This is a genomic window from Mesorhizobium sp. M8A.F.Ca.ET.207.01.1.1 (genome assembly GCF_004794715.1).
GTDB lineage: Bacteria > Pseudomonadota > Alphaproteobacteria > Rhizobiales > Rhizobiaceae > Mesorhizobium.
Genome location: NZ_SRUS01000002.1, coordinates 525,904 through 549,259, shown reverse-complemented (window position 1 = coordinate 549,259; position 23,356 = coordinate 525,904). Strand labels below are relative to the sequence as shown.

Here is a 23,356-nt window from a genome sequence, read left to right as displayed (position 1 = left end):
CGCTCAGGCGGCCTTCTTCTCGGCGCTGCCGGTGTTCATCGTGCTCTGCTCGACGGCGTCGATGGTCGGCCGCTCATAGGAGGAGATGGTCTTGCGGCCGAACTCGATCGCCACCTGCGGCAGCGCGCCGTTCATGTAGGCGAGCAGCGTCTGCTTGACGATGATGTAGAGGCGGTTCTTCTTCTCGCGCACAGTCTTGATCTTGGTGGCGACAGGCCCGACCACCGCATAGGACAGGAAGATGCCGAGGAAGGTGCCGACCAGCGCGGCGCCGATCAGGCCGCCGAGGATTTCCGGCGACTGGTCGAGCGCTCCCATCGCCTTCACCACGCCGAGCACGGCGGCGACGATGCCGAGTGCCGGCAGGCCGTCGCCGACCGCGACCAGCGCGTGATAGGCCTTCATCTTGTCGGACTTGATGGTCTGGATTTCCTCGTCCATCAGCGCCTCGATCTCGTGCGAGCGGGCATTGCCGATGATGATGATGCGGCAGTAGTCGCAGATGAAATTCATCAGGTCGTGATTCTTGAGCACGGTCGGAAAGGCCTGGAAGATCGCCGACTCCTCCGGATTGTCGATATGCGCCTCGACCTCGCTGCGCGACTTGGAGCGCAGCTCGCGCATCAGGCTGTGCAGCACGCCAAGCGTTTCCAGATAGTCCTGCTCCTTAGGCACAGCCTGCTTGAAAGCTTCGAGAATGCCCTTGCCGGTATCCTTGACCGTCTTCATCGGATTGGCGACCAGGAAGGTGCCGAGCGCGGCGCCGCAGATGACCACGGCTTCCCATGGCTGCACCAGCACGTGCAGATGCCCGCCCATGGCCATGAAGCCGCCAAGGACGCAGCCGAGCGTCACCACAAGTCCAATCAGAATGCCCACGACCGGTCCTTCCGCATTTCACGTCGGACAAGGGATAGCCCCCGTGCCTTGTGTGAGGCTTGAATCGGAGCCGCCATGGGGCCGAATGTTGGCGATTCAGTTTCGCGCAAGGAAGTGCGCTTATTGTGCCGGCATAGCTTCGGCCGGAGGCGCGTCCTTGCTCAGTACCTATACCAGCTACCAGTTGATCACCAAAGACATCAACAAGTCGATCGACCGTATCGAGCAACAGCCGACGGTCGATCGCGATACCAAATATTATCTCGCCAACATCACCAAGGTGAAATCGATCGACGATTTCGTCAACAACGACCGCTTGTTCAAATATGCCATGAAGGCGTACGGGCTGGGGGACATGGACTACGCCAAGGCGTTCATGGTCAAGGCGCTCAAGGAAGGCGTTTCCAACCCCAACAGTTTCGCCAACAAGCTCACCGACAAGCGCTACGCCGCGTTCGTCACCGCCTTCAACTTCGCCGCCAACGGTGCCGATGCGACCATCTACAACAAGGCGCAGCAGCTGGTGGCGAAGAACTACGCCACGCAGGCGCAAATCGCCGGCCTCGATCCGAATTCCGCCTATGTGAAGGGCGAGACGACCTACTATCTTGCCAACATCACCAAGGTGAAGTCGGTCGACGATCTGATGTCGAACAGCCGGCTCTACACCTACGCGCTGGCGGCGTACGGCCTCGATTCGGCGACGGAGAACAAGGACCTTATCAAGCAGGTCCTGCAGGGTGGCGTGCGCGACCCCAACAGTGTCGCCAACAAGCAGACGAACCCGGCTTACGCGGGACTGGCCACGGCCCTTAACTTCGAACAATACGGCGAAAATGCCACCACCATCAATCCGGCGCAGCAGCCGACCGTCGACAAATACATGCGCCAGACGCTGGAAGAGGATGCCGGCCAAACCAATGAGGGCGTGCGGCTGGCGCTCTATTTCAACCGTAAGGCGCCCGACATCACCAGTTGGTACGACGTGTTGGCCGACACCGCGCTGGCCAGCGTGGTGCGCACCGCGCTGGGGCTGCCTGATTCCTTCGCCACCGCCGACATCGACAAGCAGGCGCAACTGTTCGAGCAGAAGCTCGACATCTCGGATTTCACGGATCCCGTGAAACTGAACAAGTTCCTGACCCGCTTCACCAGCATGTACGAGATCAACAACCCGACCTCGACGGCCGTGACATCGATCAGCGTGCTCTTCGCCAAACCGGTCACATCGGGCATCTCCACCGACCTGATGATGGCCATGCAGAAACTGAAGTTCTGATCATGCGAGACAGTCTTTACGTCGCCCTCTCCGCGCAGATGGCCCTCGAGCGGCGGCTCGATACGATCGCCGACAATGTCGCCAACGCCAGCACCGTCGGCTTTCGCGCCACCGGCGTGAAATTCGAGGATGTGGTGTCGGGTGCAGGGCAGAAGTCGGTATCGTTCGCTTCCTCCGGCAAGACCTATCTGTCGGGGGCTCACGGCGCCATGACAGAAACCGGCAACCCATTCGATTTCGCCATCCAGGGCGACGCCTGGTTCGCCATCGACACGCCGGCCGGCACCGTCATGACTCGCGACGGCCGCTTCTCCATGAACGAGAATGGCGAGCTGATGTCGGTCGAGGGCCACCCGGTGCTCGACGCCGGCGGCGCGCCGATCCAGCTCGATCCCCGCAACGGCCCGCCCAAGGCGGGCGCCGATGGCTCGCTGCGCCAGAACGAACAGCTCGTCGGCTCGATCGGCCTCTACAATTTCGACCCGGGCCAGAATTTCGTGCGCTACGGCAATTCCGGCATTGTGCCCGCACGCACGCCCGAACCGGTCACCGACCGTTCCGATGTCGGCATAGCGCAAGGTTTCGTCGAGGAATCCAACGTCAATCCGGTGCTGGAAATGACCCGGCTGATCATGGTCCAGCGCGCCTTCGAGAACACCGCCGCGATGATGCGGCAGACCGATTCCTCCACCGATGAGGCGATAAAGACGCTCGGCTCGAAGTCTTAGCATGTCGTCAGAGCAGCCATCCATCCGCGCACCCGAAAGACAGCTCCAGCCGGCGCCGAAAGATCGGCTTGCCGCTTTGGAGCGGGTTATCAGGCGCTTCGGCGATAGCGACGGGCTGGTCAAGCGCGGCGGCCTCGTCACCGAAGTCACGCCCACGCATTACAAGGTGCGCGGCCTTTCCGATTTCACCAGGCTGGGCGACATTGTCGAACAGCGCGGCCAGGCCGGCGCGCGTCGCGGCGAGATCGTCAAGATCAGCCGTGACGAGGTTGTGATCGCTCCCTTCGAACGCAGTGCCGACGCCGGCATCGGCGATGCCGTGTTCCGCAGGGGTCCGCTCGCGGTGGCGCCGCATGCCTCATGGCGCGGCCGCGCCATCGACGCGCTCACCCGGGCAATCGATGGTGGTCCGCCTTTGATGAGGGGCGACGACATGGCGGCGATAGCCGCGACGCCCGGCGCCATGGCGCGGCAGCGTGTCGGCACAGCCTTCATGACCGGCGTCAAGGTCATCGACATCTTCACGCCACTCTGCTTTGGCCAGCGCATGGGCGTTTTCGCCGGCTCCGGCGTCGGCAAGTCGACGCTGTTAGCCATGCTCGCCGGCGCCGACGCGTTCGACACCGTCGTCGTGGCGCTGATCGGGGAACGTGGCCGCGAGGTCCGCGAATTCCTCGAGGATACGATCGGCGACAGCATGGCCAAGACCGTCGCCGTCGTCGCCACCAGCGACGAGAGCGCCATGATGCGCAGGCGGGCGCCCGATACCGCCATGCGTGTGGCCGAGCATTTTCGCGACCAGGGCCACCGTGTGCTTCTGGTGCTGGATTCGATCACCCGCTTCGCTCACGCGCTGCGCGAAGTGGCGACGGGAACCGGCGAGCCGCCGGTCGCGCGCGGCTATCCCGCCTCGGTCTTCACCGAACTGCCCAAGCTGCTTGAGCGCGCCGGCCCCGGGATCGAAGGTAAAGGCTCTATAACCGCCATCATTTCCGTGCTGGTCGACGGCGACGACCACAATGACCCGGTCGCCGATTCCGTGCGCGGCATTCTCGACGGCCATGTCGTGCTCGACCGCGCGATCGCCGAACAGGGCCGCTATCCGCCCGTCAATCCGCTGTCGTCCATATCGCGGCTGGCAGGCAAGGCCTGGAGCATCGAGCAACGAGCCCTGGTGACGCGGCTGAAGTCGATGATCTCCCGCTTCGAGGACACCCGCGACATCCGCCTGCTCGGCGCCTATCAGGGCGGCGTCGACGCCGAACTCGACATGGCGGTGCGCCAGGTGCCCCTGATCTATGAGGCGCTGACGCAATCACCCAGGGACCGTCCGTCCGCCGATCCGTTCTCCGACCTTGCCCGCCATCTCAAGGGAAAGCAGAATGTCGAACCAGGAGACTGAACGCCAGTACACGGAGCGCCTCCTGAACGAGATGATCGCCGAGGCGAACGCCGCGGAGCAGGCTCGAGCGGAGGAGGCCAGGGTCGCCAAAGCAAACGCCGCCGGCGCCATTGCTGCCAGGACCGCGGCTGTTCTGGCCAGGGCCGTCAAACCGGCTCTCCCCAGATCCGAACCTGTTCTGGGCCGGACCGCCCTTTCCTCAACGCATGTGGCTCCCGGCGTCGATGCTCCGGAGATGATGCAGGCCAGCCGCGAATTGCTGATCGAAGACCTTTTTCCGGTCGCCGAATGGCCGCAACCGCCAAAGGCGCAATTTCCAAAATTGCGAAAGAAGGCGGACCGTCGCAGCGACGTCGTCATCGCCGCGCTCGGCATCACGCTCGGCCTGATCTGCGCTCTGTTTCCCTGGTACATTTTCTTCAACCAGGACCAGTTCGGCGTCCAGGCGATCAAGTTCGGCGGCACCGGCACCAATTCAGGACGCGTGGGCGGCGGCGTGGTCGCGGCACGCAGCGCGCCGCTGACCGCCAAGGACGTTCCCAACGCAGGTGTCGACCTGCTCGCCACCGGCGCGGTGCAGGACGATGCCAAAACGGAGCCGCCCGGCGACCAGCCCTTCCCCGCCGATATCGCGAAGTTCCGCATGGTCCATGTCGCCAACGGCCGCGCCATGATCGAGGACGACACCGGCCTGTGGATGGTCCAACGCGGTTCAACGCTGCCGGATTCCAGCAAGGTCTCGGCGATCGAACAGCGCAACGGCAAATGGGTCATGCTCACCAGCGCCAACCAGGTGATCGAGCTTTCCAGGTAAGGCCGTCTCGGCCTTGCCCAGAGCCGGATCCAAGATAGAGCAGAATATCGTTCGAAAACCGCTTCACACTTTTCGGCATCCTGCTCTAGCGACCGTCCGCAAGGTCCACGCAAGACTGGCGGCCTAGTCTTTGGGCACATGCCCGGAGATTCCCATGGAGCCTGTTTCCCTTTTCGATCTCGCCGCCAAGCAAGCGCAGTGGCTGTCCGTGCGTCAGTCGGCCGTGGCCGGCAACATCGCCAATGCCAACACGCCGGGCTACACGGCAAACGATGTCGAGCCGTTCGAGAAGGTGCTCGACCGTACCGCGGTGTCGCTTGAGATCACCGAGCCCGGCCATCTCGGCAGCGCTGCCACCAATGCCGGCTTCGCCATCAAGCCGCAGGAAGACGACGGCGTGATCTTGCCGTCCAAGAACACGGTCGTGCTTGAAGACCAGCTTCTCAAGGCCGGCGAGGTGCGCCGCTCCTTCGAGCTCAACACGGCCATCGTCAAGGCATTTCATTCAATGATGATGATGGCGGTGAAGAGCTGACCATGGACGCGCTGACCGCAGCCCTCAAAGTCGCAGCATCAGGCCTCGGCGCCCAGTCCGAGCGCTTGCGCGTGGTTTCGGAAAACCTCGCCAACGCCCAGTCGACAGGAACCACGCCGGGCGCCGACCCTTATCGCCGCAAGACCATCAGCTTCGTCTCCGAACTCGACCGGGCCTCCGGCAGCTCGACCGTTGAGGTGAACTCGATCGACCGCGACCCGAGCGACTTTCCCGTCGAATTCCAGCCCGGCAACGAGGCCGCCGACGACAAGGGCTATGTCAAGATGCCCAATGTGAACGTGCTGATCGAAATGGCCGACATGACCGAGGCCAACCGCTCCTACGAGGCCAACCTGCAAGTCGTGAAGCAGGCGCGCGACCTCATTTCAATGACCATCGACCTGATGAGGAACCAATGATCGTCAACGGCATCGGCGCGCTTAACCTGAAGCCTGGGCTGGGCGACACGGCCACCGACCTGCTGCAGGGTGGCGTTGCGCCGGCGGCATCGGGAAACCTCGGCACCTCCTTTGCCGAGGCGGTGAGCCAGGCAGCCTCCAAGACCGTCAGCACCATGCAGAATGCCGAGCAGGTGTCGCTGCAGGCGCTCAAGGGCGACGCCGACACCCGCCAGGTGGTCGATGCCGTGATGAGCGCCCAGCAGGCGCTGCAGACCGCCGTTGCTATCCGCGACAAGGTCGTTTCGGCCTATCTCGAAGTCAGTCGTATGGGCATCTGAGGAGCAGGCCATGAAAGCACTCGCAATCGCCGCCACCGGCATGAATGCCCAGCAGACCAATCTGGAAGTCATCGCCAACAACATCGCCAACATCAACACCACCGGCTACAAGCGCGCGCGCGCCGAATTCTCCGACCTGCTCTACCAGGTCGATCGCACGCAAGGTGTGCCGAACCGTTCCAACGCATCGCTGGTGCCGGAAGGCGTTTCGATCGGTCTCGGCGTCAAGACGACCGCGGTGCGCAACGTCCACACACAGGGCGAACTGACCAGCACCGGCAACAGTTTCGACATGGCGCTCACCGGCAGGGGCTGGTTCCAGATCGAAGGTGCCGATGGCGGCACGCTCTATACGCGCGCCGGCGCCTTCAACACCAACGCCACCGGCCAGCTGGTGACGGTCGACGGCGCCAACGTCATTCCGGCCATCACCGTGCCGGTCGACGCGGTCGAGGTCATCGTCAACAAGACCGGCCAGGTCTTTGCCCGCATCGACGGTCAAACCGACCTGCAGAATCTCGGCCAGCTCCAGATCGTCAACTTCGCCAACGAGGCAGGCCTGGCACCGCTCGGCGACAATCTGTTCCAGGAAACGACAGCCTCCGGTCCCGCCAATGTCGGCGTGCCCGGCGATCCAGGCTTCGCCACCATCCAGCAAGGCTATCTCGAGGCTTCCAACGTCGATCCGGTCAAGGAAATCACCGAACTGATCTCGGCGCAGCGCGCCTATGAGATGAATTCCAAGGTCATCCAGGCCGCCGACGACATGGCCTCCGTTGTGTCCAAGAACATCAGGTAACGGATGATGGCCATGCCGATCTCCCGCTCCGCATTCCGCCGCGCCGCGCTGACCCTTGCGCTGGTGGCCGGCGGCATGCCGGCTTTCGCCCAGGAATCGACGAGTCAATCGGCAAGCCAATCGACGGGCCAGTCGGCCAACCAGATTGCCACCAATCAGCCCGCCGGCGAGGTCGTGCTGATTCCCAACCGCGTCATCTATCCCGGTGAGACCATCGAACTCGCCGCGCTGAAACAGGTCACCCTCATCACGGGCAAGCACAAGCCCGATGCGGTGGCGACCCGTTCCGAGGAACTCCAGGGCAAGATAGCCAAGCGCACGCTGCTGCCGGGCCGCTACATTCCTTCCGCCGCCATCCGCGAGGCCTGGCTGGTCGAACAGGGTGCGGCCGTGCAGGTCTTCTTCGTCGCCGGCGGGCTGACGATCACGGCCACCGCCGTGACCTTGCAACCGGGCTCGGCCGGCGACTTCATCAAGGTTCGCAACAGCGACAGCGGCAAGATCCTCTCCGGCACGGTGATGGCCGACGGCACCATCCAGGTCGGCGCTTCATGATGCGGCCGTTTGCCCTTCTGCTCGCGGCGGCACTTGGCCTGCAGCCGGCGCTGGCCGATGGCTTGACGCCCAAGGCCAAGCGCGAGCTCGCCGCCAAGAATGGCGGTGTCTACGACGATCCGGAATATGATCCGGCCACCACCACGCGCATGTTCCGCGTGTCGCCCGGGCCGAGTTCGCTGCCGCCAGGCCAGGTCGCCTCGCGCATCAAGGACATCGCGCAGCTGCAGAGCTCGCGCGACAACCAGCTCGTCGGCTACGGCCTCGTCATCGGGCTCGCCGGATCCGGCGACAGCCTGCGCAACTCGCCGTTCACCGAACAGTCGATCCGCGCCATGCTCGAAAATCTCGGCATCGCCACCGAAGGCGGCAGCGCGCGCGCCAAGAACGTCGCCGCCGTCATCGTCACCGCCAACATGCCACCCTATGTGCAGTCGGGCGCACGCATCGACATCGACGTCTCCTCGATGGGCGACGCCACCTCGCTTGCCGGCGGCACGCTGATCATGACGCCGCTCAAGGCGGCGGACGGCGAGATTTACGCCGTCGGCCAGGGCGCGGTCATCGTTTCCGGTTTCACTGCGCAGGGCCAGGCCGAGCAGTTGACGCAAGGCGTGCCGACCGCCGGCCGCGTGCCGAACGGCGCCATCGTCGAGCGGCAGGTGAAGGCCGAATTCGACGACCAGTCGACGCTGACGCTGCAATTGCGCAATCCAGATTTTTCGACCGCCATCCGCATCGCCGATGCGATCAACGACTACACCGCCCAGCGCTTCGGCATGCGCGTGGCGGCCGAGCGCGATTCCCGCACCGTGCAGATCAGGCGGCCGAAGAGCGTGTCGGCGGCCCGCTTCTATGCCGAGATCGAGAATCTGGTGGTCGAGTCCGACACGCCGGCTCGCGTCGTCATCGACGAGCGCACCGGCACCATCGTCATCGGCAACGACGTCAAGATCTCGCGTGTCGCCATCAGCCACGGCACGCTGACGGTGCGCATCACGGAAGCGCCGCGCGTCGTGCAGCCGGAACCCTTCTCCAAGGGTGAAACCGCCGTCGAGCCGTTCACCGCCATCGATGCCAGCCGGCCCGACGCCCGCGTTGCCGTGCTCGACGGGCCCGACCTGCAAACCCTCGTTTCCGGCCTCAACCGTCTCGGCGTCAAGCCGGACGGCATCATTGCCATCCTGCAAGGCATCAAGTCGGCCGGCGCCCTGCAAGCCGATCTGGTTCTCCAATAGCGATGCCGATGATCTCCTCCCTCTCGTCCCGTGAAAGACGCCGCTCCCGCATCTTCCTGTTGGCGGCCGCGATGGCGGCCATGCCTGTCCTTGGCGGCGCACACGCGGACGATGCCGTGCGGCAGGTTCTGCCCGGTGGGCAGCCCACGGTCGCGCCGCAGCAATTGACGCGGGAGAAATCACCGGACCAAAGCGAGATAGAGCGCTTCTGTTCCAACATCGCCGACGCCGCCCGCGACCGCCGCTATGCCTTGCAGGCGGAGGAGTTGAAGCAGCTGCAGGCCGGCATTGACGAGCGCATGAAGGCGCTGGACGCAAAGAAAGCCGAATACGAGACCTGGCTGAAGCGGCGCGAAGTGTTCCTGGCCAGGGCCGAGGACGGCGTCGTCAAGATCTATGCCGGCATGAAGCCCGATGCGGCTGCCGAACGCCTGGCAATCGTCAATGCGGACCTCGCCGCGGCCATCCTGATGAAGCTCGATTCACGCAAGGCCGGCGTCATCCTCAACGAAATGGACCAGAAGGCGGCGGCGACGCTCACCGGCATCATGGCCAGCGCAGCCCGAAGGGTAGATCCGTCATGATCCGCAAAATGCTCATCCTGTGCGCGGCCGCAGCCTTGTCGGGCTGCGGAACCAACTTCAAGGAGATCGGCAGGGAACCGACCATGTCGCCGGTCGGGTCGGGCATCGGCAGCGACGGTGCAGCGCCCTACAGCTATCCTCAGCCGCCCGCCACGCCGGTCAAGAAGTTCTCTCTGTGGGACGATCGTCAGAGCCGGCTGTTCACCGATCCCAGGGCGCTGCGCGAAGGCGACATCCTGACCGTCAGGATCAAGCTCAACGACAAGGCCAACTTCAAGAACCAGAACGACAGGAGCCGGACTGCCGCGCGCAAGCTGGGCTATGACGTCACGCTGGGATGGGAAGGCAACAGCACGAGCGGCAAGGGCGACGCCGGCTTGAGCTCCAGCACCGAGACCAACGCCGACGGCGAAATCAAGCGCTCGGAGAACCTTGAGCTCAACGTCGCCGCCGTCGTCACCGAGGTCCTGCCCAACGGCAATTTGATGATCAGGGGTTCGCAGGAAGTGCGCGTCAACTACGAACTCAGGGTGCTCACCATCGCCGGCATGGTGCGTCCGTCGGACATCGGCGCGGAGAACACCATCTCCTATGAACGTATCGCCGAGGCGCGGATCTCCTATGGCGGCCGCGGTCGCGTCAGTGAGGTCCAGCAGCCGGCCTACGGCCAGCAGGTCCTCGACCAGGTTCTTCCGTTCTAGGTCTTGGCCTTCTGGGGATTGGAGAGCAAAGCACCGTGGCCAATGTCGAACAGGTTCAGCCTCGCAAGGGTCCTTCCCTTGCCATCCAGGGCGCCATGCTGCTCGTGGTGACGGCCGCCGCCATCGGCATGGGCTGGATGTCAGGCGGCTATCTCAAAGGCGTCGGCGCACCATCATCGGTGCCTGTTGCGCCCGAAAATGAAAGCAAGGTCGCCCAGCCCGCCGCCACCCAACAGCCAGGCACGGGTCCAACGCTTGTCACACTGGCGCCGATCACCACCAATATCGCCTCGCCTGCCGATACATGGATCAGGATGGAAGTATCCGTGGTCTACGACGCGCCGCAGCCGCCGGCCATGGCGGAGGATATTCAACAGGATCTTCTGGCTTTCGTGCGCACCCTGAAAATGCACCAGATCGAAGGCGCCAGCGGCTACCAGCACCTGAAGGCCGATCTCGACGAACGCGCCTCGATCCGCAGTCAGGGGCACGTCAAACAGGTTCTTATCAGGACATTGCTGCTCGAATGAGAAAATTCCTTCTTGCCGCGGTACTGATCGGTGCCGCCACCTCCGTCGCGGCGGCCCAGCAGCTTGACCTCGGCGGCATCGGCAAGGCCGATGGCACCACCGTCGGCTACATCATTCAGATGTTCGGCCTGCTTACCGTCTTGTCGGTGGCGCCGGGGCTGCTGATCATGGTGACGAGCTTCACCCGCTTCGTCATCGCCTTCTCGATCCTGCGTGCCGGCATCGGCCTGCAATCGACGCCGGCGAACCTCATCCTCATTTCGCTGGCGCTGTTCATGACCTTCTATGTCATGGCGCCGACCTTCGATCAGGCGTGGAACACCGGCGTCAAGCCGTTGATGGACAACCAGATCAGCCAGACCGAGGCCTTCGAGAAGATTTCCGATCCCTTCCGCACCTTCATGCTGCACAATGTGCGCGACAAGGACTTCGACCTTTTCGCCGACCTCGCCCGCGAGCGCGGCCAGGTCGTTGCCAAGGAGACGGTCGACCTGCGCATCCTGGTGCCTGCCTTCATGATCTCCGAGATTCGCCGCGGCTTCGAGATCGGCTTCCTGATCGTGCTGCCATTCCTGGTCATCGACCTGATCGTGGCGACCATCACCATGGCGATGGGCATGATGATGCTGCCGCCAACAGTGGTGTCGCTGCCGTTCAAGATCCTGTTCTTCGTCCTTATCGACGGCTGGAACCTGCTCGTCGGCAGCCTGGTGCGCTCTTTCACCTGATCGTCCGCGCTCGACATCAGGCATCGCGCGCCCGAGGAATCGGACGGCGCGAGCATCATCGAATTTTCTCCGAATTATTTTCGATTAACCGTCCGATTTAGTCCTTTGGTAGGGACTCGCCGCCATAGTCGCTCGCAGATGGCGGGTGACCCAAACACAACGGTCATTGGCATGATGCCGCTCCGTCATACCGGACAAACCGGTATGCAAAAAACACCTGTAAAAACAAGGTACGAGTAGCCATGGCCAGTATCATGACCAACGCCGCAGCGTTGACCGCGCTGCAGAGCTTGAACGCCACCCAGAAGAGCCTCGACACCACCCAGTCCCGCATCTCGACGGGCTATCGCGTCTCCCAGGCTTCGGACAATGCCGCCTACTGGTCGATCGCCACCACGATGCGCTCCGACAACCAGGCCATGTCCACCGTTTCGGACTCGCTCGGCCTCGGCGCTTCGAAGGTCGACACCGCCTACACCGGCATGAACAGCGCGATCACCACCATCAACTCGATCCAGCAGAAGCTGACCGCGTCCTACGGTCAGACCGACGCCGCCAAGGAAAAGACCCAGGTCGAAATCGCCGCCCTTCAGGCTCAGCTGAAGGGTTACGCCGACTCCGCCACCTTCTCCGGCACCAACATGCTGTCGGTGTCCACCGCCTCGGGCACGGCAGCCGACGTCAAGGTCGTTTCGGCTTTCAACCGCACCTCCGCCGGCGCGGTTTCGATCTCGACGATCGACGTCAAAGTCGAAAGCATCAAGCTCTATGACTCCGGCGCCGCGCCGACCGCCAAGGGCATCCTCGACACAGCCCGCCTTGGCACCACTGGCGCTGCAACCACCACAGCACAGGCCCCGACCCTTGGTGGCGCTATCGTTGCCGGCGATACCTATTCGGTCGCCAGCCTGGCCATCTTCTCAGGCACCACGGCCGCCAGCGACGCTCAGATCTCGCAGATGATGACCGTCGTCGACGCCGCGCTCAAGGACATGACGACCGCCGCTACCAAGCTCGGCGCCGCCAAGAGCTCCATCGACCTGCAGAAGACCTTCACGCAGAGCCTGATGGACTCCATCGACCGCGGCGTTGGCCAGCTCGTCGATGCCGACATGAACAAGGAATCGACCCGCCTCCAGGCTCTGCAGGTTCAGCAGCAGCTCGGCGTCCAGGCGCTGTCGATCGCCAACGGCTCCTCGCAGTCGATCCTGTCGCTCTTCCGCGGCTGATCCCTCTCGACCGACCAAACCAGGCAAACGGGCCGCGCCAAAAGCGCGGCCCGTTTTGCGTTTGCTCCAGCCCCGCGCAACCCTCGTTCCTTAACCCTCTGAAGCTGGCTTTTAACAGGCCGTTAACCATAACGAGCTAGTCATGGTTAACCAATGACTACAACGGATTGCCGAATCGGCCCGATCGGCGTGGCGGCAATCCAGGGGCGGGTCGAGCGGCTCGCGAGGGCAACGCCGGTCTTTGAGAAAGACCGGTCTGAAAAAAGGAGCGAGTTTCTTGGCGAGCATCATGACAAACGCCGCGGCGTTGACCGCACTTCAAAGCCTTAACGCCACCAACAAGTCGCTCGAGCAGACCCAGGCCAGGATCTCGACCGGTTACAGGGTCTCCGAAGCATCCGACAACGCCGCCTACTGGTCGATCGCCACGACGATGCGCTCCGACAACCAGGCGCTGTCGACAGTGCAGGACGCGCTCGGCCTCGGCGCCTCGAAAGTGGACATTGCCTATACTGGCATGAACAATGCGCTGGATACGATCGGCAAGATCAAGACCAAGTTGCTTTCGACCATTGGCCAGACGGCAGCCGCCAAGGCAAAGACGCAGACCGAGATCACGACGCTTCAGGCGCAGATGAAGTCCTTCGCCGACGCCGCCACTTTTTCGGGTTCGAATTATCTTTCGGTGACGTCCAACGCCGCCAATGGTGGCGTCCAATCTGACGCCAAGATCGTCTCGTCCTTCAATCGCTCCTCCTCGGGCGCCATCTCGCTCGGAACGATCGACATCAATTTGGAGAGCACCAAGCTGTTCGATTCCGGCCTTCCTGCCGTCGTCAAGAACCAGGGCACGCTCGACCGCCAGACCTCGGTCTACTCCACCGCCGCCGCCCAGGCCTTGTACGACGCCGCCTATGCGACAGCACTCGCCGGCGGCGGCACGGACGCCGCCGCCAACACCGCCGGCCAGACCGCGGCCGCGGCGAGCACGGCCACGAAGATCGACAACGTCTCCGCGTTCAATCTCGACATCACCGCGGCCGGCGTGACCGACGACATCATCACCCAGATGATCGGCAAGATCGACAACGTCATGGCTCAGTTGACCGACCAGGCCACCATCCTCGGTTCGGCCAAGAGCAGCATCGATCTGCAGAAGACCTTCACGCAGAGCCTGATGGACTCCATCGACCGCGGCGTCGGCCAGCTCGTCGATGCCGACATGAACAAGGAATCGACCCGCCTCCAGGCGCTGCAGGTGCAGCAGCAGCTCGGCATCCAGTCGCTGTCTATCGCCAACAGCTCCTCGCAGTCGATCCTGTCGCTGTTCAAGAACGGCTAGTTCAGCCTTAGCCGACGGATACTTCGACTTCCAATTCACGGGCCGCGCCGCAAGCGCGGCCCGATTTCATTTTCGCACAAGCTTCGAGGCTTAGTGTTCCGGCGGACAGTCATGCTGGGAGTCGCTCAACCGTGCCGCAACAGATCCAGAGCATCATCTCGAATCTCCGCGGCTTTGGCGTCAGGCGCCTCGCCATGCTGGCGGGCATCGCTGTCCTGGTGATGGGCGTCATCGGCATTGCCTCGGTCTACCTCAACCGCCCGGCCTATGACACGCTCTATGTCGGGCTCGACCGCTCCGACGTGAACCAGATCGGCCTCGTTCTGGGCGAGGCAGGCATCGGCTTCGACGTCGGCTCCGACGGAACCTCCGTGCTGGTGCCGGCCGGCACCACGGCGCAGGCCCGCATGCTGCTTGCCGAGAAGGGCCTGCCGACCAGCGCCAATGCCGGCTACGAGCTGTTCGACAATGTCGGCGCGATGGGCCTCACCTCCTTCATGCAGCAGATCACCCGCGTGCGTGCGCTCGAAGGCGAGATCGCCCGCACCATCCAGTCCATCGCCGGCATCAAGGCGGCACGCGTCCACATCGTCATGTCCGAGCGCGCCAATTTCCGCCGCGATGAACAGCAGCCATCCGCCTCGGTCGTCATTCGCTACTCCGGCATCGACGCGGAGAAGAGCGCCATGTCGATCCGCCACCTCGTCGCCGCCGCCGTCCCTGGCCTGTCGGCCGACAAGGTGACGGTGCTCGATTCCAACGGCAATCTGCTGGCCGCGGGCGATGATCCCTCCAACACCAGCGCCGCCCGCACACTCGGCGTCGAGCAGACCGTGGAGGCGCAGATCGGCGACAACATCCGCCGCGCGCTGACGCCCTATCTCGGGCCTGACAATTTCCGCGCCAGCGTCAAGGCCGACGTCAACACCGACACCCGCCAGACCGAAGAGACGATCTTCGATCCGGAGTCCCGCGTCGAACGCTCGGTGCAGTCGGTGCGCGCCAACGAGAACAGCAATCAGAAACAGGCCTCCACCCCGGCCAGCGTCGAGCAGAACCTGCCCGAGACCCAGGCGACCAGCACCGAGGGTCCGCAGACCTCCTCGGCGAACGACCGCAAGGAGGAAATCACCAATTACGAGATCAACTCCAAGAAGATCGCCACCGTCTCCAATGGCTACAGCGTCACCAAGATGTCGATCGCAGTCGTCGTCAACCAGGACCGGCTGAAGGCGATCCTGGGCAAGGACGCGACGCCCGACCAGATCGCCAAGCGCGTCGCCGAAATCCAGAAGATGGTGAGTTCCGCCACCGGCTTCGACGACAAGCGTGGCGACGTCATCGACGTCTCGGCGGTCGAGTTCATCGACGGGCTGGACGGCGAGGCGATCCCGCAGGGGGGAATGCTCGATTCCATCGGCCAGCATGCCGGCACGTTGATCAATGCCGGCGCCTTCATTGTCGTGGTGTTCCTGGTCGCCTTCTTCGGCTTGCGGCCGATGGCGGCCGCGCTGACGGCCAAGGCGACGCCCGCCATAGCAGGCCCCAATTTCGATGAAGTCCAACGCTCTCTGCCGACCCCGGAGGCAGCCGCTTCCGCCGATGCGGGTGCCGCCGTCGGCGCCTTGCCCGGCACGCGTGCCGGCGCCACCCCGCTCGACGATTTGCGCCAAAAGATTAGGCCGGCCCCGCAGGAGCGGCTTGCCCGCATGGTCGACATCAACGAGGAACGCACCGCGCAGATCCTGCGCAAATGGGCGGCCCAGGAAGTCGCGGCGTAGACCATGCCCTCCGCAGCCCTCTTCGATCTTCTTCCGGACTTCGGCGCGCGCGCGCAACGCGCCAGCCAGCCCCAGCCCGCCGCCGAGCACAAGCCCGAGGCGGCGGCACCGCCGGCCGATATCGGCACGCTGATCGCCGAGGCGGTTGCCCAGGCGGAGGCAGCGCTCGGCGAGCGGCTTGCCGCGACCCATCAAGCAGCGCTGGAAGCGGAACGCCAGGCAAATGCCGAGGAAGCGAGGGCGTTTCTCGACAGCTTCGGTGGCGATGTCGGTAAGGCGGTTTCGTCGCGGCTCGACGCCATGGAGGCGCGCGTGACGGATCTTGTCGGCGCCACGGTCGCCCGCATCATCGGCGGCGTTGTCAGCGACGATCTGCGCAAGCGCTCGCTTGAAGCGCTCGCCGGCGCGATCCGCGAAGCCGTTCGCGATGGCGAAGCCGTGCGCATCGCCGTCCGCGGGCCACTCTCGCTGTTCGAAACGCTGAAGGCATCGCTTGGGCCGCGCGCCGAAAATCTCGACTTCATCGAGGCGCCCGGCTTCGACCTGACGGTCACCATCGACGAGGCCGTGTTCGAGACGCGCATGGCCGAATGGTCGGCAACCCTTTCCGAGGTCCTGTCATGAGCGTCGCCGATGCCGATCACGGCAGGCACGAGATCATCATCGTGCGGCGCGGGCATGACGACCACGACGAAGGTCATCATGGCGGCGTCTGGAAGATCGCCTTCGCCGACTTCATGACCGCGATGATGTGCTTCTTCCTGGTCATGTGGCTGATCAATGCCGCCAACGAACAAACCAAGGCGGCCGTCGCCAGCTACTTCAATCCCGTCAAGCTGGTCGATCGCGAGTCGAGCCGCAAGGGCCTCCAGGATCTCGGCAATGGGCCGCGCTCGGTCGGGCTGATGGCCGACGAACCGCAGGAAGCGACAACCAAGGCCGGGCAGGACGGCAGCGGCGCCGCGGGCTCATCCAACCGCAAGCAAGACAAGCAGGAACCGCAGCAGTCGCAACAGTCCGACGAGCATCTCTTCGCCGACCCCTATGCGGTGCTCTCGGAGATCGCCACGGAGACCGGCGTCATGCAGAATGTCAGCCAGAAAGGCGACGGCGGCGCGCAGAATTCTGGTCCGGCGACGGGCGCCTCGGGCGGCGCGTCCTACCGCGATCCCTTCGAGCCTGACTTCTGGTCGCAGCAGGTCGCCGCACCTGGCGCCGAGGCGAGTGCCCAGCGCCCCAGGGTCGAGGGCGATCCGCTCAAGCCCGGCGACAAGGCTGCCGAGACACAGATCGCCAAGGTCAAGGCCGTGCCGCCGGCACCCCCGGTCAAGGACGCACCGCTGGAGCCCTTGGCCGGGGATGGCAAGGATGCCGCCGCGGCAACGGCCAAGGCCGGCGATGTGAAAGCTGGGGATGCCAAGGCGGGCAACGCCAAGGCTGGAGACAGCAAGGCTGCGGATACGCCCAAGGCCGTCGCGCAGCAGGAGGCCGCAAAGCCCGAGGCGGCGGACAAGGCTCCGACCGCCGCCGCGGTGAAAGCGGCCGCCGACGTCAAGCAGCAGCTTGCCGATGCCTTCAAGCCCGGCGACAAGCTGCATGACGGTGTCTCGGTCGAAGCCACTGACAAGGGTGTCGTCATCTCCATCACCGATCAGCTCGACTTCGGCATGTTCGAGGTCGGATCGGCGGTGCCGAGCCGTGAACTGGTGCTGGCGATGGAGAAGATCGGCCGCATCGTCAACAGCCAGAAGGGCACCATCAGCATCAACGGCCACACCGATGCGCGCCCTTTCCGCAGCGACAGCTACGACAATTGGCGGCTGTCGACGGCGCGCGCGCATTCGGCCTATTACATGCTCGTGCGTGGTGGCGTCGATGAACGCCGTATCACCGAGGTTGCCGGCTTCGCGGATCGCCAGCCCAAGGATCCGGCAGACCCGATGTCGGCGGCCAACCGCCGCATCGAGATCCTGATGGCGACCGGCGGATGAAGAGGGGGGCGCTGACCAGCCGCCTGACAGGCCTGTTGCTGCTGGCCGCGGCGTGTCCGTCCACGGGCCTCGCCCAGGATACGCTGCAGCCCTATCAGCTGGTGCGCTCGTTGCAGCTCGTCCAGGACCGTATCGCGGCCGGCGATCATGCCGCGATGCCGATGCAGGCCAAATTGCTCGAGATGACCGATGCCCGGTTGCGCGCCGCGGATGCCGAGGATTTCAAGGACCCCAAGAATTTTCGCGCGCTGCTGGTCTACGGCATGAGCGGCGGCAATCCGGTGACCGTCGAGGCGGCCGTATCGCGCGCCGCCTCCGATCCGCGGAACCTTGCCATCGCCAAAGGCGTGATCGGCTATCTGAACGGCCGGCCCGGCGAGGCGATCGAAGCCTTGAGGCCGATCGACCCGATGACCCAGCCAAGCGATCTCGGCGCGTTCCTCGCTTTGGTCAAAGGGTCACTGCTCGCCACGGAACAGCCGGCCGCCGCGCTGATGCTGCTCGATGAGGCCAAGCTGCTCAGCCCCGGCACTCTGGTCGAGGAAGCGGCTTTGCGGCGCTCGGTCGGCATTGCGGTGACGCAAGGCGACGCGGCACGGTTCGCGCTTGCCTCGACCCAATATGTCGAGCGCTATCTCTATTCGCCTTACGCCAGCCAGTTCGCCGACTCCTTCGTCTCCGGCGTCATCGCACTGCACATGTCGATCAGTCAGGACAAGCTTGCCGACATCACCTCGATGATGGATCCCGAGCGCGAGAAAGTGATCTATCTGCGCATCGCCCGCCGCGCCGCGATTGACGGCATGAGCGACTTGTCGGCCTTCGCCTCGGCACGGGCCGAACAGGGTCGCGACGGCAACACCAATCAGGGCGATCCGCGCGCGCTGCTCTATTCCAGCCTGTCCACGGTGACCTCCGATACCATCGAGGACGTGCGCGCCAAACTGCGCAAGATCGACCGCGGCAAATTGTCGGACGGCGACCGCGCCTTGCTCGACGCGGCCCAGGCCATCGCCGGCGAAGTGGTGGCGCCGCCTGCCTCACTTGCGGCCGCAAACCCGGCGCCCGCACCAGTGGTGCCGGCACCCGAACCGGAGGTTGCGGCGGTGCCGACCACTGATGCCGCCGGATTGCCCCCCGTCGAGGGCGCCGTCTCCGAACGGCCGGCCGTGGCGCCATCCCTGGCCGCCGCGCCTGCTGCGCCGAACGCATCCGCGCCGGCAACCGACGCGGCAACCGCCCTGCCGGCATCGGCGCCGGCGACCTCGGCCAGCGCCGACACGACAGACCCGACCGACGCCGCCATGACAAAAACCCGTCGACAGCTCGACCTGATCGACCAGATGCTTGGAGCCGCCCCGAAATGACCCCCAGCCTCGGCCCGGCCCTGCCAGGATTTACCGCCGCGCGCACGGCCGAGCAGCCGGCCGCGCCTGGAAAGAAGGACGACACCGGTTTCGGCAAGATGGTGCACGGCGGCGCGAGCCCTGCCAATTCGGAAAAGCAGCCACCGGCCGAGGCTGGCTCTCGCGATCCGCGCTGGAGCAGGCTTGCGGCAGACCTTGCGGCGAAGACTGGCGAGGATGAGCCGATGCCCGCCGGCAAGGCAAGGACTACGCCGAGTGGATCATCTGCCGCGAAATCCATGAAGGATGGCAAGGACACCGGGATGGACAAGGATGCCGATGCCGACGCGTCGGCCGTCGAACCGGGTGCAACCGCGCTCGACGAGCATCTGCCGCTGCTGATGGCGTTTCATGACCTGCGCCATTTCTCGACGTCGGCCAAGTCGGCCGACTCGAGCGCGGGCGAAACAGGACAGGACGCCGCTGTCGTTGGACAGCTTCCCACGAAGGGCTATCGGCAGAAATCCGCCGCCCCGAGTGACGGTCTCGACCCCATCTCCAAGCCTGAGCGGGTATCGCTCGCAGACGGGCCGTTGACCAAACTCGACGGTCAGCTCGTCCGCGATGCCGCCGGCGCGCCAAGACACGACGGCATGATCGAGGCCGGCCCCCTGCCCGAGACATCCGCGGAGGTGCCGGGGGTGGAGACGAAGCAGGCGGCGCCGCAGCTGAAATCCATCGCCGACCTTCAGTCTTCATTGCGGTCCGAACCAGGAAAACAGCAGTCGGCGGCGGCACGCATCGACGTCGTTTCCGAGCGCAGCTTCCCCGCGCCGCCGCAGGCCCCGATGAGCCAGGCGGCCCTCAACGTGATCGGCGCCATTTCAGCCGACGGCGGCCCGAACCAGGCGCTCGCCACGGCGTCCGCGACCGCTCAGCTGACGGGCTCTGTTGCCGTTCCGACACATGTCTTGAAGATCGAACTTCACCCGGCCGAACTGGGCATGGTCACGGCCCATCTTCGGCTCTCCGGAGAACAACTGTCGATTGAGTTGAAGCCCGAAACACACGATGCCTATCGCCGGCTTTCCAGCGACAGCGAAGCGATCGTCAAGTCGCTGCGCGGGCTCGGTTTCGAGGTTGACAAGGTGACCATCTTGCAACCATCGATTGCAGTCACCTCCACAATCCGGACGGATACAACCGCCTCCGTGAGCGCGGCACCCGGCCGCGATCCATCATCCTTCCAGCCCGGAAACTCCGGCGGCGGCAATAGTGGGGCCGGTGGCCAGCAGTCGGGTCAGCATTCCGCAAGGGGTAGCCATGATGATGCGCAAACACACGGCCGCGTCGCTTCGCCTTCTCGCGAGCGCGCTGGCGGCGATATATTTATCTAGCCTCGCGAGCAGCGCCGGCGCCGCCACCAATCCCTGCGAACCCGAGATCCTGCGTGCCGCCGACCGCTATGGCGTGCCCGCCGGCATCCTCTATGCCGTCGGGTTGACGGAAACCGGCAACAAGGGCAGTCTTCAGCCCAACGCATTGAATATAGAAGGAAAAGCAGTCTTTCCGAGAAGCCGAACCGAAGCGCTTGCCGCCTTCGCCAACGCCCAGCGCGAGGGCAAGACGCTGATCGATCTCGGCTGCATGCAGATCAACCATCACTACCACGCCTCGCATTTCCGCAGCGTCGAGGACATGCTCGACCCACGCCAGAACGTCGACTACGCGGCGCGCTTCCTGGCCAGCCTCCATGCCCGCCACGAGACCTGGTCGATGGCCGTCGCCCGCTATCATGCCGGTCCCGACAACGACCCGGCGCAGAAGGTCTATGTCTGCAGGGTGATCGCCAACATGGTTGCCACCGGCTTTGGCAAATGGACCACGAACGCGCGCACCTTCTGCAACCCGTAAGCGCATTTTCTGCTTCTAATACATCAATCCCCGACTGCGGAGCGGTTCGGCACGACTTGGTCAAGACTTGCACCCGCAAGCATATCTGGCTGTACGCTAATGCAACCGATCCGATTCCAGACTCCCAAGAAACTAGTTATAAGAAATGACGGTTGTTCAGGATTCCCGGCAGCGGATACGCCTTTCCCCACGGGGCAAATGTGCTGATTCGGAGGCGGGGCCGATGATCGTTATCGTTGACGAGCGAGAGCTCGTGACAGAGGGCTACAATTCACTTTTCGACCGCGAGGGGATCGCCTGCGCCGGTTTCGCACCGGGCGAATTCGGCGAGTGGGTCAACTCGGCCGCCGACACCGATCTGCGCTCGGTCCGGGCGTTCCTGATCGGCGACTGCCGTGACGGCGCGATCTCGCCGCGCCAGATCCGCGACCGCACCGGGGCTCCGGTCATTGCGCTCAGCGAGCAGCATTCGCTGGAAAACACGCTGCGGTTGTTCGAGAGCGGCGTCGACGACGTCATCCGCAAGCCGGTGCACATCCGTGAAATCCTGGCCCGCATCACCGCCATCCGCCGACGCGCCAGCGAAGACGTCGCCTATACCGAGATCGGCGCCATGCGCATCTTCATGGACGGCCGCGATCCCGAGATCGACGGCCAGCCTTTGCCCTTGCCGCGCCGCGAGCGCCGTATCCTGGAATATCTGGCGAGCAACCGCGGCCGCCGCGTCACCAAGACCCAGGTGTTCAACGCCATCTACGGCATCTTCGACGAAGAGGTCGAGGAGAACGTGGTGGAGAGCCACATCAGCAAGTTGCGCAAGAAACTGCGCGAGAAGCTGGGCACCGACCCTATCGATTCCAAGCGCTTCCTCGGCTACCGGCTCGTGTTCTGATGCGGCGCCGCGCCAGCCTCGCGCAAGACAGGACGCGTAGCCTCGAAGCCAGTGGCATGGATATTGCGGAGACATCTCGATGAGCCTCTACGGAATGATGCGGACCGGCGTTTCCGGCATGAACGCACAGGCAAACCGCTTGTCGACGACAGCCGACAACATCGCCAACTCCGACACCACCGGCTACAAGCGGTCCTCGGCTGAATTTTCGACGCTGATCATGCCGTCGACAGGCGGCGCCTATAATTCCGGCGGCGTCACCACGACGATCCGCCAGGCGGTCAGCGATCCGGGCGTGCTTCAATACACGACATCGGTTTCCGACCTTGCCGTCAGCGGCGATGGCTTCTTCGTCGTCCAGGATCCCAGCGGCACGCCTTTCCTGACCCGCGCCGGCGCCTTCGTGCCCGACGCACAGGGCCGGCTGGTCAATGCCGCCGGCTTTCAGCTGATGGCCTACAGCTACGCCAATGGCACGCCGGCGGCGACAGTGAACGGCTTCGAAGGTCTCGAGCCGGTCGTCATCTCCGACCAGGGACTGACCGCGACACCGAGCACCGAGGGTAATTTCAGTGGCAATCTGCCGGCGGGCGCGACACCGGTCGCTGCCGCCAACCTGCCCAGCGCCAACGCCGCCACCGCACAGTACACTCAGAAAACGTCGATGGTCGCCTATGACAATCTCGGCAACAAGAAGCTGCTCGACGTCTATTTCACCAACACCGGCACCGGCACCTGGGAGGTAGCAGTCTTCGATCAGTCGAAGGCAACGCCTGGAACCGGTTTTCCCTACGCCGTCGGCGGCGCGCTCGGCTCAGCCAACCTGACCTTCGATACCACGACGGGCAAGCTGACCGGCACACCCACAGGCATTTCATTCACCGTGCCGGGTGGCGCCAGCCTCAATCTCGACTTGTCGAAGCTGACCCAGCTCGGGACCGGATTCACCGTTTCCGATGCCCAGGTCAACGGCAATGCGCCGAGCACCATCGACAAGATCCAGATCAGCAAGGATGGCACCATCTACGCTCAGTACAAGGATGGCACCTCCAAGCCGCTCTACAAGATTCCGCTGGCCGACGTGCAGAGCCCCGACCAGCTCAAGGCGCTGCCTGGCAACGTCTACGCGCAAGGCACTGAGTCCGGCGCGGTCCGTGTCGGCTTTGCCAATGAAGGCAAGGCCGGCTCGATCATCTCCGGCGCGCTCGAGAATTCCAACGTCGATATCGCCGAGGAATTGACCGACATGATCGCGGCCCAGCGCAGCTACACCGCCAATTCGAAAGTCTTCCAGACCGGTTCCGATCTGATGGACGTCCTTGTCAACCTGAAGAGATAACCGGGCTCCGC

General features: G+C 64.2%; 25 protein-coding genes. 24 read left to right on the top strand and 1 reads right to left on the bottom strand.

Annotated elements, in window-relative coordinates; translation table 11 throughout:
• Positions 1-3 precede the first annotated feature (3 nt).
• Entirely contained in the window at positions 4-879 is an 876-nt protein-coding gene (motA, locus tag EN850_RS07510; RefSeq protein WP_015315920.1) for a flagellar motor stator protein MotA, read from the bottom strand.
• A gap of 157 nt (positions 880-1,036) precedes the next feature.
• Here motA and EN850_RS07505 point away from each other — a divergent pair, with 157 nt between their 5' ends.
• The 24 genes from EN850_RS07505 to EN850_RS07390 all read left to right on the top strand — a co-directional run bounded on the left by EN850_RS07505 (position 1,037) and on the right by EN850_RS07390 (position 23,345).
• Entirely contained in the window at positions 1,037-2,158 is a 1,122-nt protein-coding gene (locus EN850_RS07505; protein WP_127275711.1) for a DUF1217 domain-containing protein, read from the top strand.
• 2 nt (positions 2,159-2,160) lie between these two features.
• Complete coding sequence (flgF, locus tag EN850_RS07500; RefSeq protein ID WP_135918960.1) at positions 2,161-2,886, top strand: flagellar basal-body rod protein FlgF; 726 nt, start codon at positions 2,161-2,163, stop codon at positions 2,884-2,886.
• Position 2,887: 1 nt separating this feature from the next.
• Positions 2,888-4,288 (top strand): flagellar protein export ATPase FliI, encoded by a 1,401-nt coding sequence (gene fliI, locus EN850_RS07495; RefSeq protein WP_136090924.1) that lies wholly within the window; start codon positions 2,888-2,890, stop codon positions 4,286-4,288.
• Complete coding sequence (locus EN850_RS07490) at positions 4,269-5,102, top strand: hypothetical protein (protein WP_127275713.1); 834 nt, start codon at positions 4,269-4,271, stop codon at positions 5,100-5,102. Before fliI ends, EN850_RS07490 begins: the two co-directional genes overlap by 20 nt.
• A 154-nt stretch (positions 5,103-5,256) precedes the next feature.
• Entirely contained in the window at positions 5,257-5,637 is a 381-nt protein-coding gene (gene flgB, locus EN850_RS07485; RefSeq protein ID WP_127275714.1) for a flagellar basal body rod protein FlgB, read from the top strand.
• A gap of 2 nt (positions 5,638-5,639) precedes the next feature.
• Positions 5,640-6,056 (top strand): flagellar basal body rod protein FlgC, encoded by a 417-nt coding sequence (gene flgC, locus EN850_RS07480; RefSeq protein ID WP_127275715.1) that lies wholly within the window; start codon positions 5,640-5,642, stop codon positions 6,054-6,056.
• Positions 6,053-6,376 (top strand): flagellar hook-basal body complex protein FliE, encoded by a 324-nt coding sequence (locus EN850_RS07475; protein ID WP_189343701.1) that lies wholly within the window; start codon positions 6,053-6,055, stop codon positions 6,374-6,376. Before flgC ends, EN850_RS07475 begins: the two co-directional genes overlap by 4 nt.
• Positions 6,377-6,386: 10 nt before the next feature.
• Positions 6,387-7,175 (top strand): flagellar basal-body rod protein FlgG, encoded by a 789-nt coding sequence (gene flgG / locus EN850_RS07470; protein ID WP_127275716.1) that lies wholly within the window; start codon positions 6,387-6,389, stop codon positions 7,173-7,175.
• A gap of 6 nt (positions 7,176-7,181) precedes the next feature.
• Complete coding sequence (gene flgA / locus EN850_RS07465; protein WP_135865557.1) at positions 7,182-7,730, top strand: flagellar basal body P-ring formation chaperone FlgA; 549 nt, start codon at positions 7,182-7,184, stop codon at positions 7,728-7,730.
• Positions 7,727-8,968 (top strand): flagellar basal body P-ring protein FlgI, encoded by a 1,242-nt coding sequence (locus tag EN850_RS07460; protein ID WP_127275718.1) that lies wholly within the window; start codon positions 7,727-7,729, stop codon positions 8,966-8,968. Before flgA ends, EN850_RS07460 begins: the two co-directional genes overlap by 4 nt.
• A 2-nt stretch (positions 8,969-8,970) precedes the next feature.
• Complete coding sequence (locus tag EN850_RS07455) at positions 8,971-9,552, top strand: MotE family protein (RefSeq protein WP_189591021.1); 582 nt, start codon at positions 8,971-8,973, stop codon at positions 9,550-9,552.
• A complete protein-coding gene (flgH, locus tag EN850_RS07450) occupies positions 9,549-10,253 on the top strand; it encodes a flagellar basal body L-ring protein FlgH (RefSeq protein WP_127281130.1) in 705 nt (234 codons plus the stop codon). Before EN850_RS07455 ends, flgH begins: the two co-directional genes overlap by 4 nt.
• Positions 10,254-10,288: 35 nt before the next feature.
• Positions 10,289-10,783 (top strand): flagellar basal body-associated FliL family protein, encoded by a 495-nt coding sequence (locus EN850_RS07445; protein ID WP_135932424.1) that lies wholly within the window; start codon positions 10,289-10,291, stop codon positions 10,781-10,783.
• Positions 10,780-11,511: a flagellar type III secretion system pore protein FliP gene (gene fliP, locus EN850_RS07440; protein ID WP_136090922.1), complete on the top strand. Its 732-nt coding sequence runs from the start codon at positions 10,780-10,782 to the stop codon at positions 11,509-11,511. The genes EN850_RS07445 and fliP overlap by 4 nt, the downstream gene beginning before the upstream one ends.
• A 242-nt stretch (positions 11,512-11,753) precedes the next feature.
• The gene (locus EN850_RS07435) at positions 11,754-12,740 is read left to right on the top strand and encodes a flagellin (RefSeq protein ID WP_135932423.1); all 987 of its coding nucleotides are present in this window, start codon (positions 11,754-11,756) and stop codon (positions 12,738-12,740) included.
• A gap of 277 nt (positions 12,741-13,017) precedes the next feature.
• The gene (locus EN850_RS07430; protein ID WP_127277944.1) at positions 13,018-14,082 is read left to right on the top strand and encodes a flagellin; all 1,065 of its coding nucleotides are present in this window, start codon (positions 13,018-13,020) and stop codon (positions 14,080-14,082) included.
• Between the two features lie 131 nt (positions 14,083-14,213).
• Entirely contained in the window at positions 14,214-15,863 is a 1,650-nt protein-coding gene (fliF, locus tag EN850_RS07425) for a flagellar basal-body MS-ring/collar protein FliF (protein ID WP_135865559.1), read from the top strand.
• Positions 15,864-15,866: 3 nt separating this feature from the next.
• Entirely contained in the window at positions 15,867-16,487 is a 621-nt protein-coding gene (locus tag EN850_RS07420; RefSeq protein WP_127277942.1) for a hypothetical protein, read from the top strand.
• On the top strand, positions 16,484-17,854 hold the full coding sequence (locus EN850_RS07415) for a MotB family protein (RefSeq protein ID WP_136090921.1): 1,371 nt from the start codon (positions 16,484-16,486) through the stop codon (positions 17,852-17,854). Before EN850_RS07420 ends, EN850_RS07415 begins: the two co-directional genes overlap by 4 nt.
• Positions 17,851-19,221, top strand: coding sequence for a chemotaxis protein MotC (locus tag EN850_RS07410; protein WP_136090920.1), 1,371 nt, complete (start codon positions 17,851-17,853; stop codon positions 19,219-19,221). The genes EN850_RS07415 and EN850_RS07410 overlap by 4 nt, the downstream gene beginning before the upstream one ends.
• Positions 19,222-19,319: 98 nt before the next feature.
• Positions 19,320-20,597, top strand: a complete 1,278-nt coding sequence (locus EN850_RS07405) for a flagellar hook-length control protein FliK (RefSeq protein ID WP_246689159.1) — start codon at positions 19,320-19,322, stop codon at positions 20,595-20,597.
• Positions 20,527-21,114 (top strand): transglycosylase SLT domain-containing protein, encoded by a 588-nt coding sequence (locus tag EN850_RS07400; RefSeq protein WP_167531313.1) that lies wholly within the window; start codon positions 20,527-20,529, stop codon positions 21,112-21,114. Before EN850_RS07405 ends, EN850_RS07400 begins: the two co-directional genes overlap by 71 nt.
• A 223-nt stretch (positions 21,115-21,337) precedes the next feature.
• Positions 21,338-22,006: a response regulator transcription factor gene (locus EN850_RS07395; protein ID WP_015315897.1), complete on the top strand. Its 669-nt coding sequence runs from the start codon at positions 21,338-21,340 to the stop codon at positions 22,004-22,006.
• Positions 22,007-22,085: 79 nt separating this feature from the next.
• The gene (locus EN850_RS07390; protein ID WP_127277938.1) at positions 22,086-23,345 is read left to right on the top strand and encodes a flagellar hook protein FlgE; all 1,260 of its coding nucleotides are present in this window, start codon (positions 22,086-22,088) and stop codon (positions 23,343-23,345) included.
• Positions 23,346-23,356: the final 11 nt, after the last annotated feature.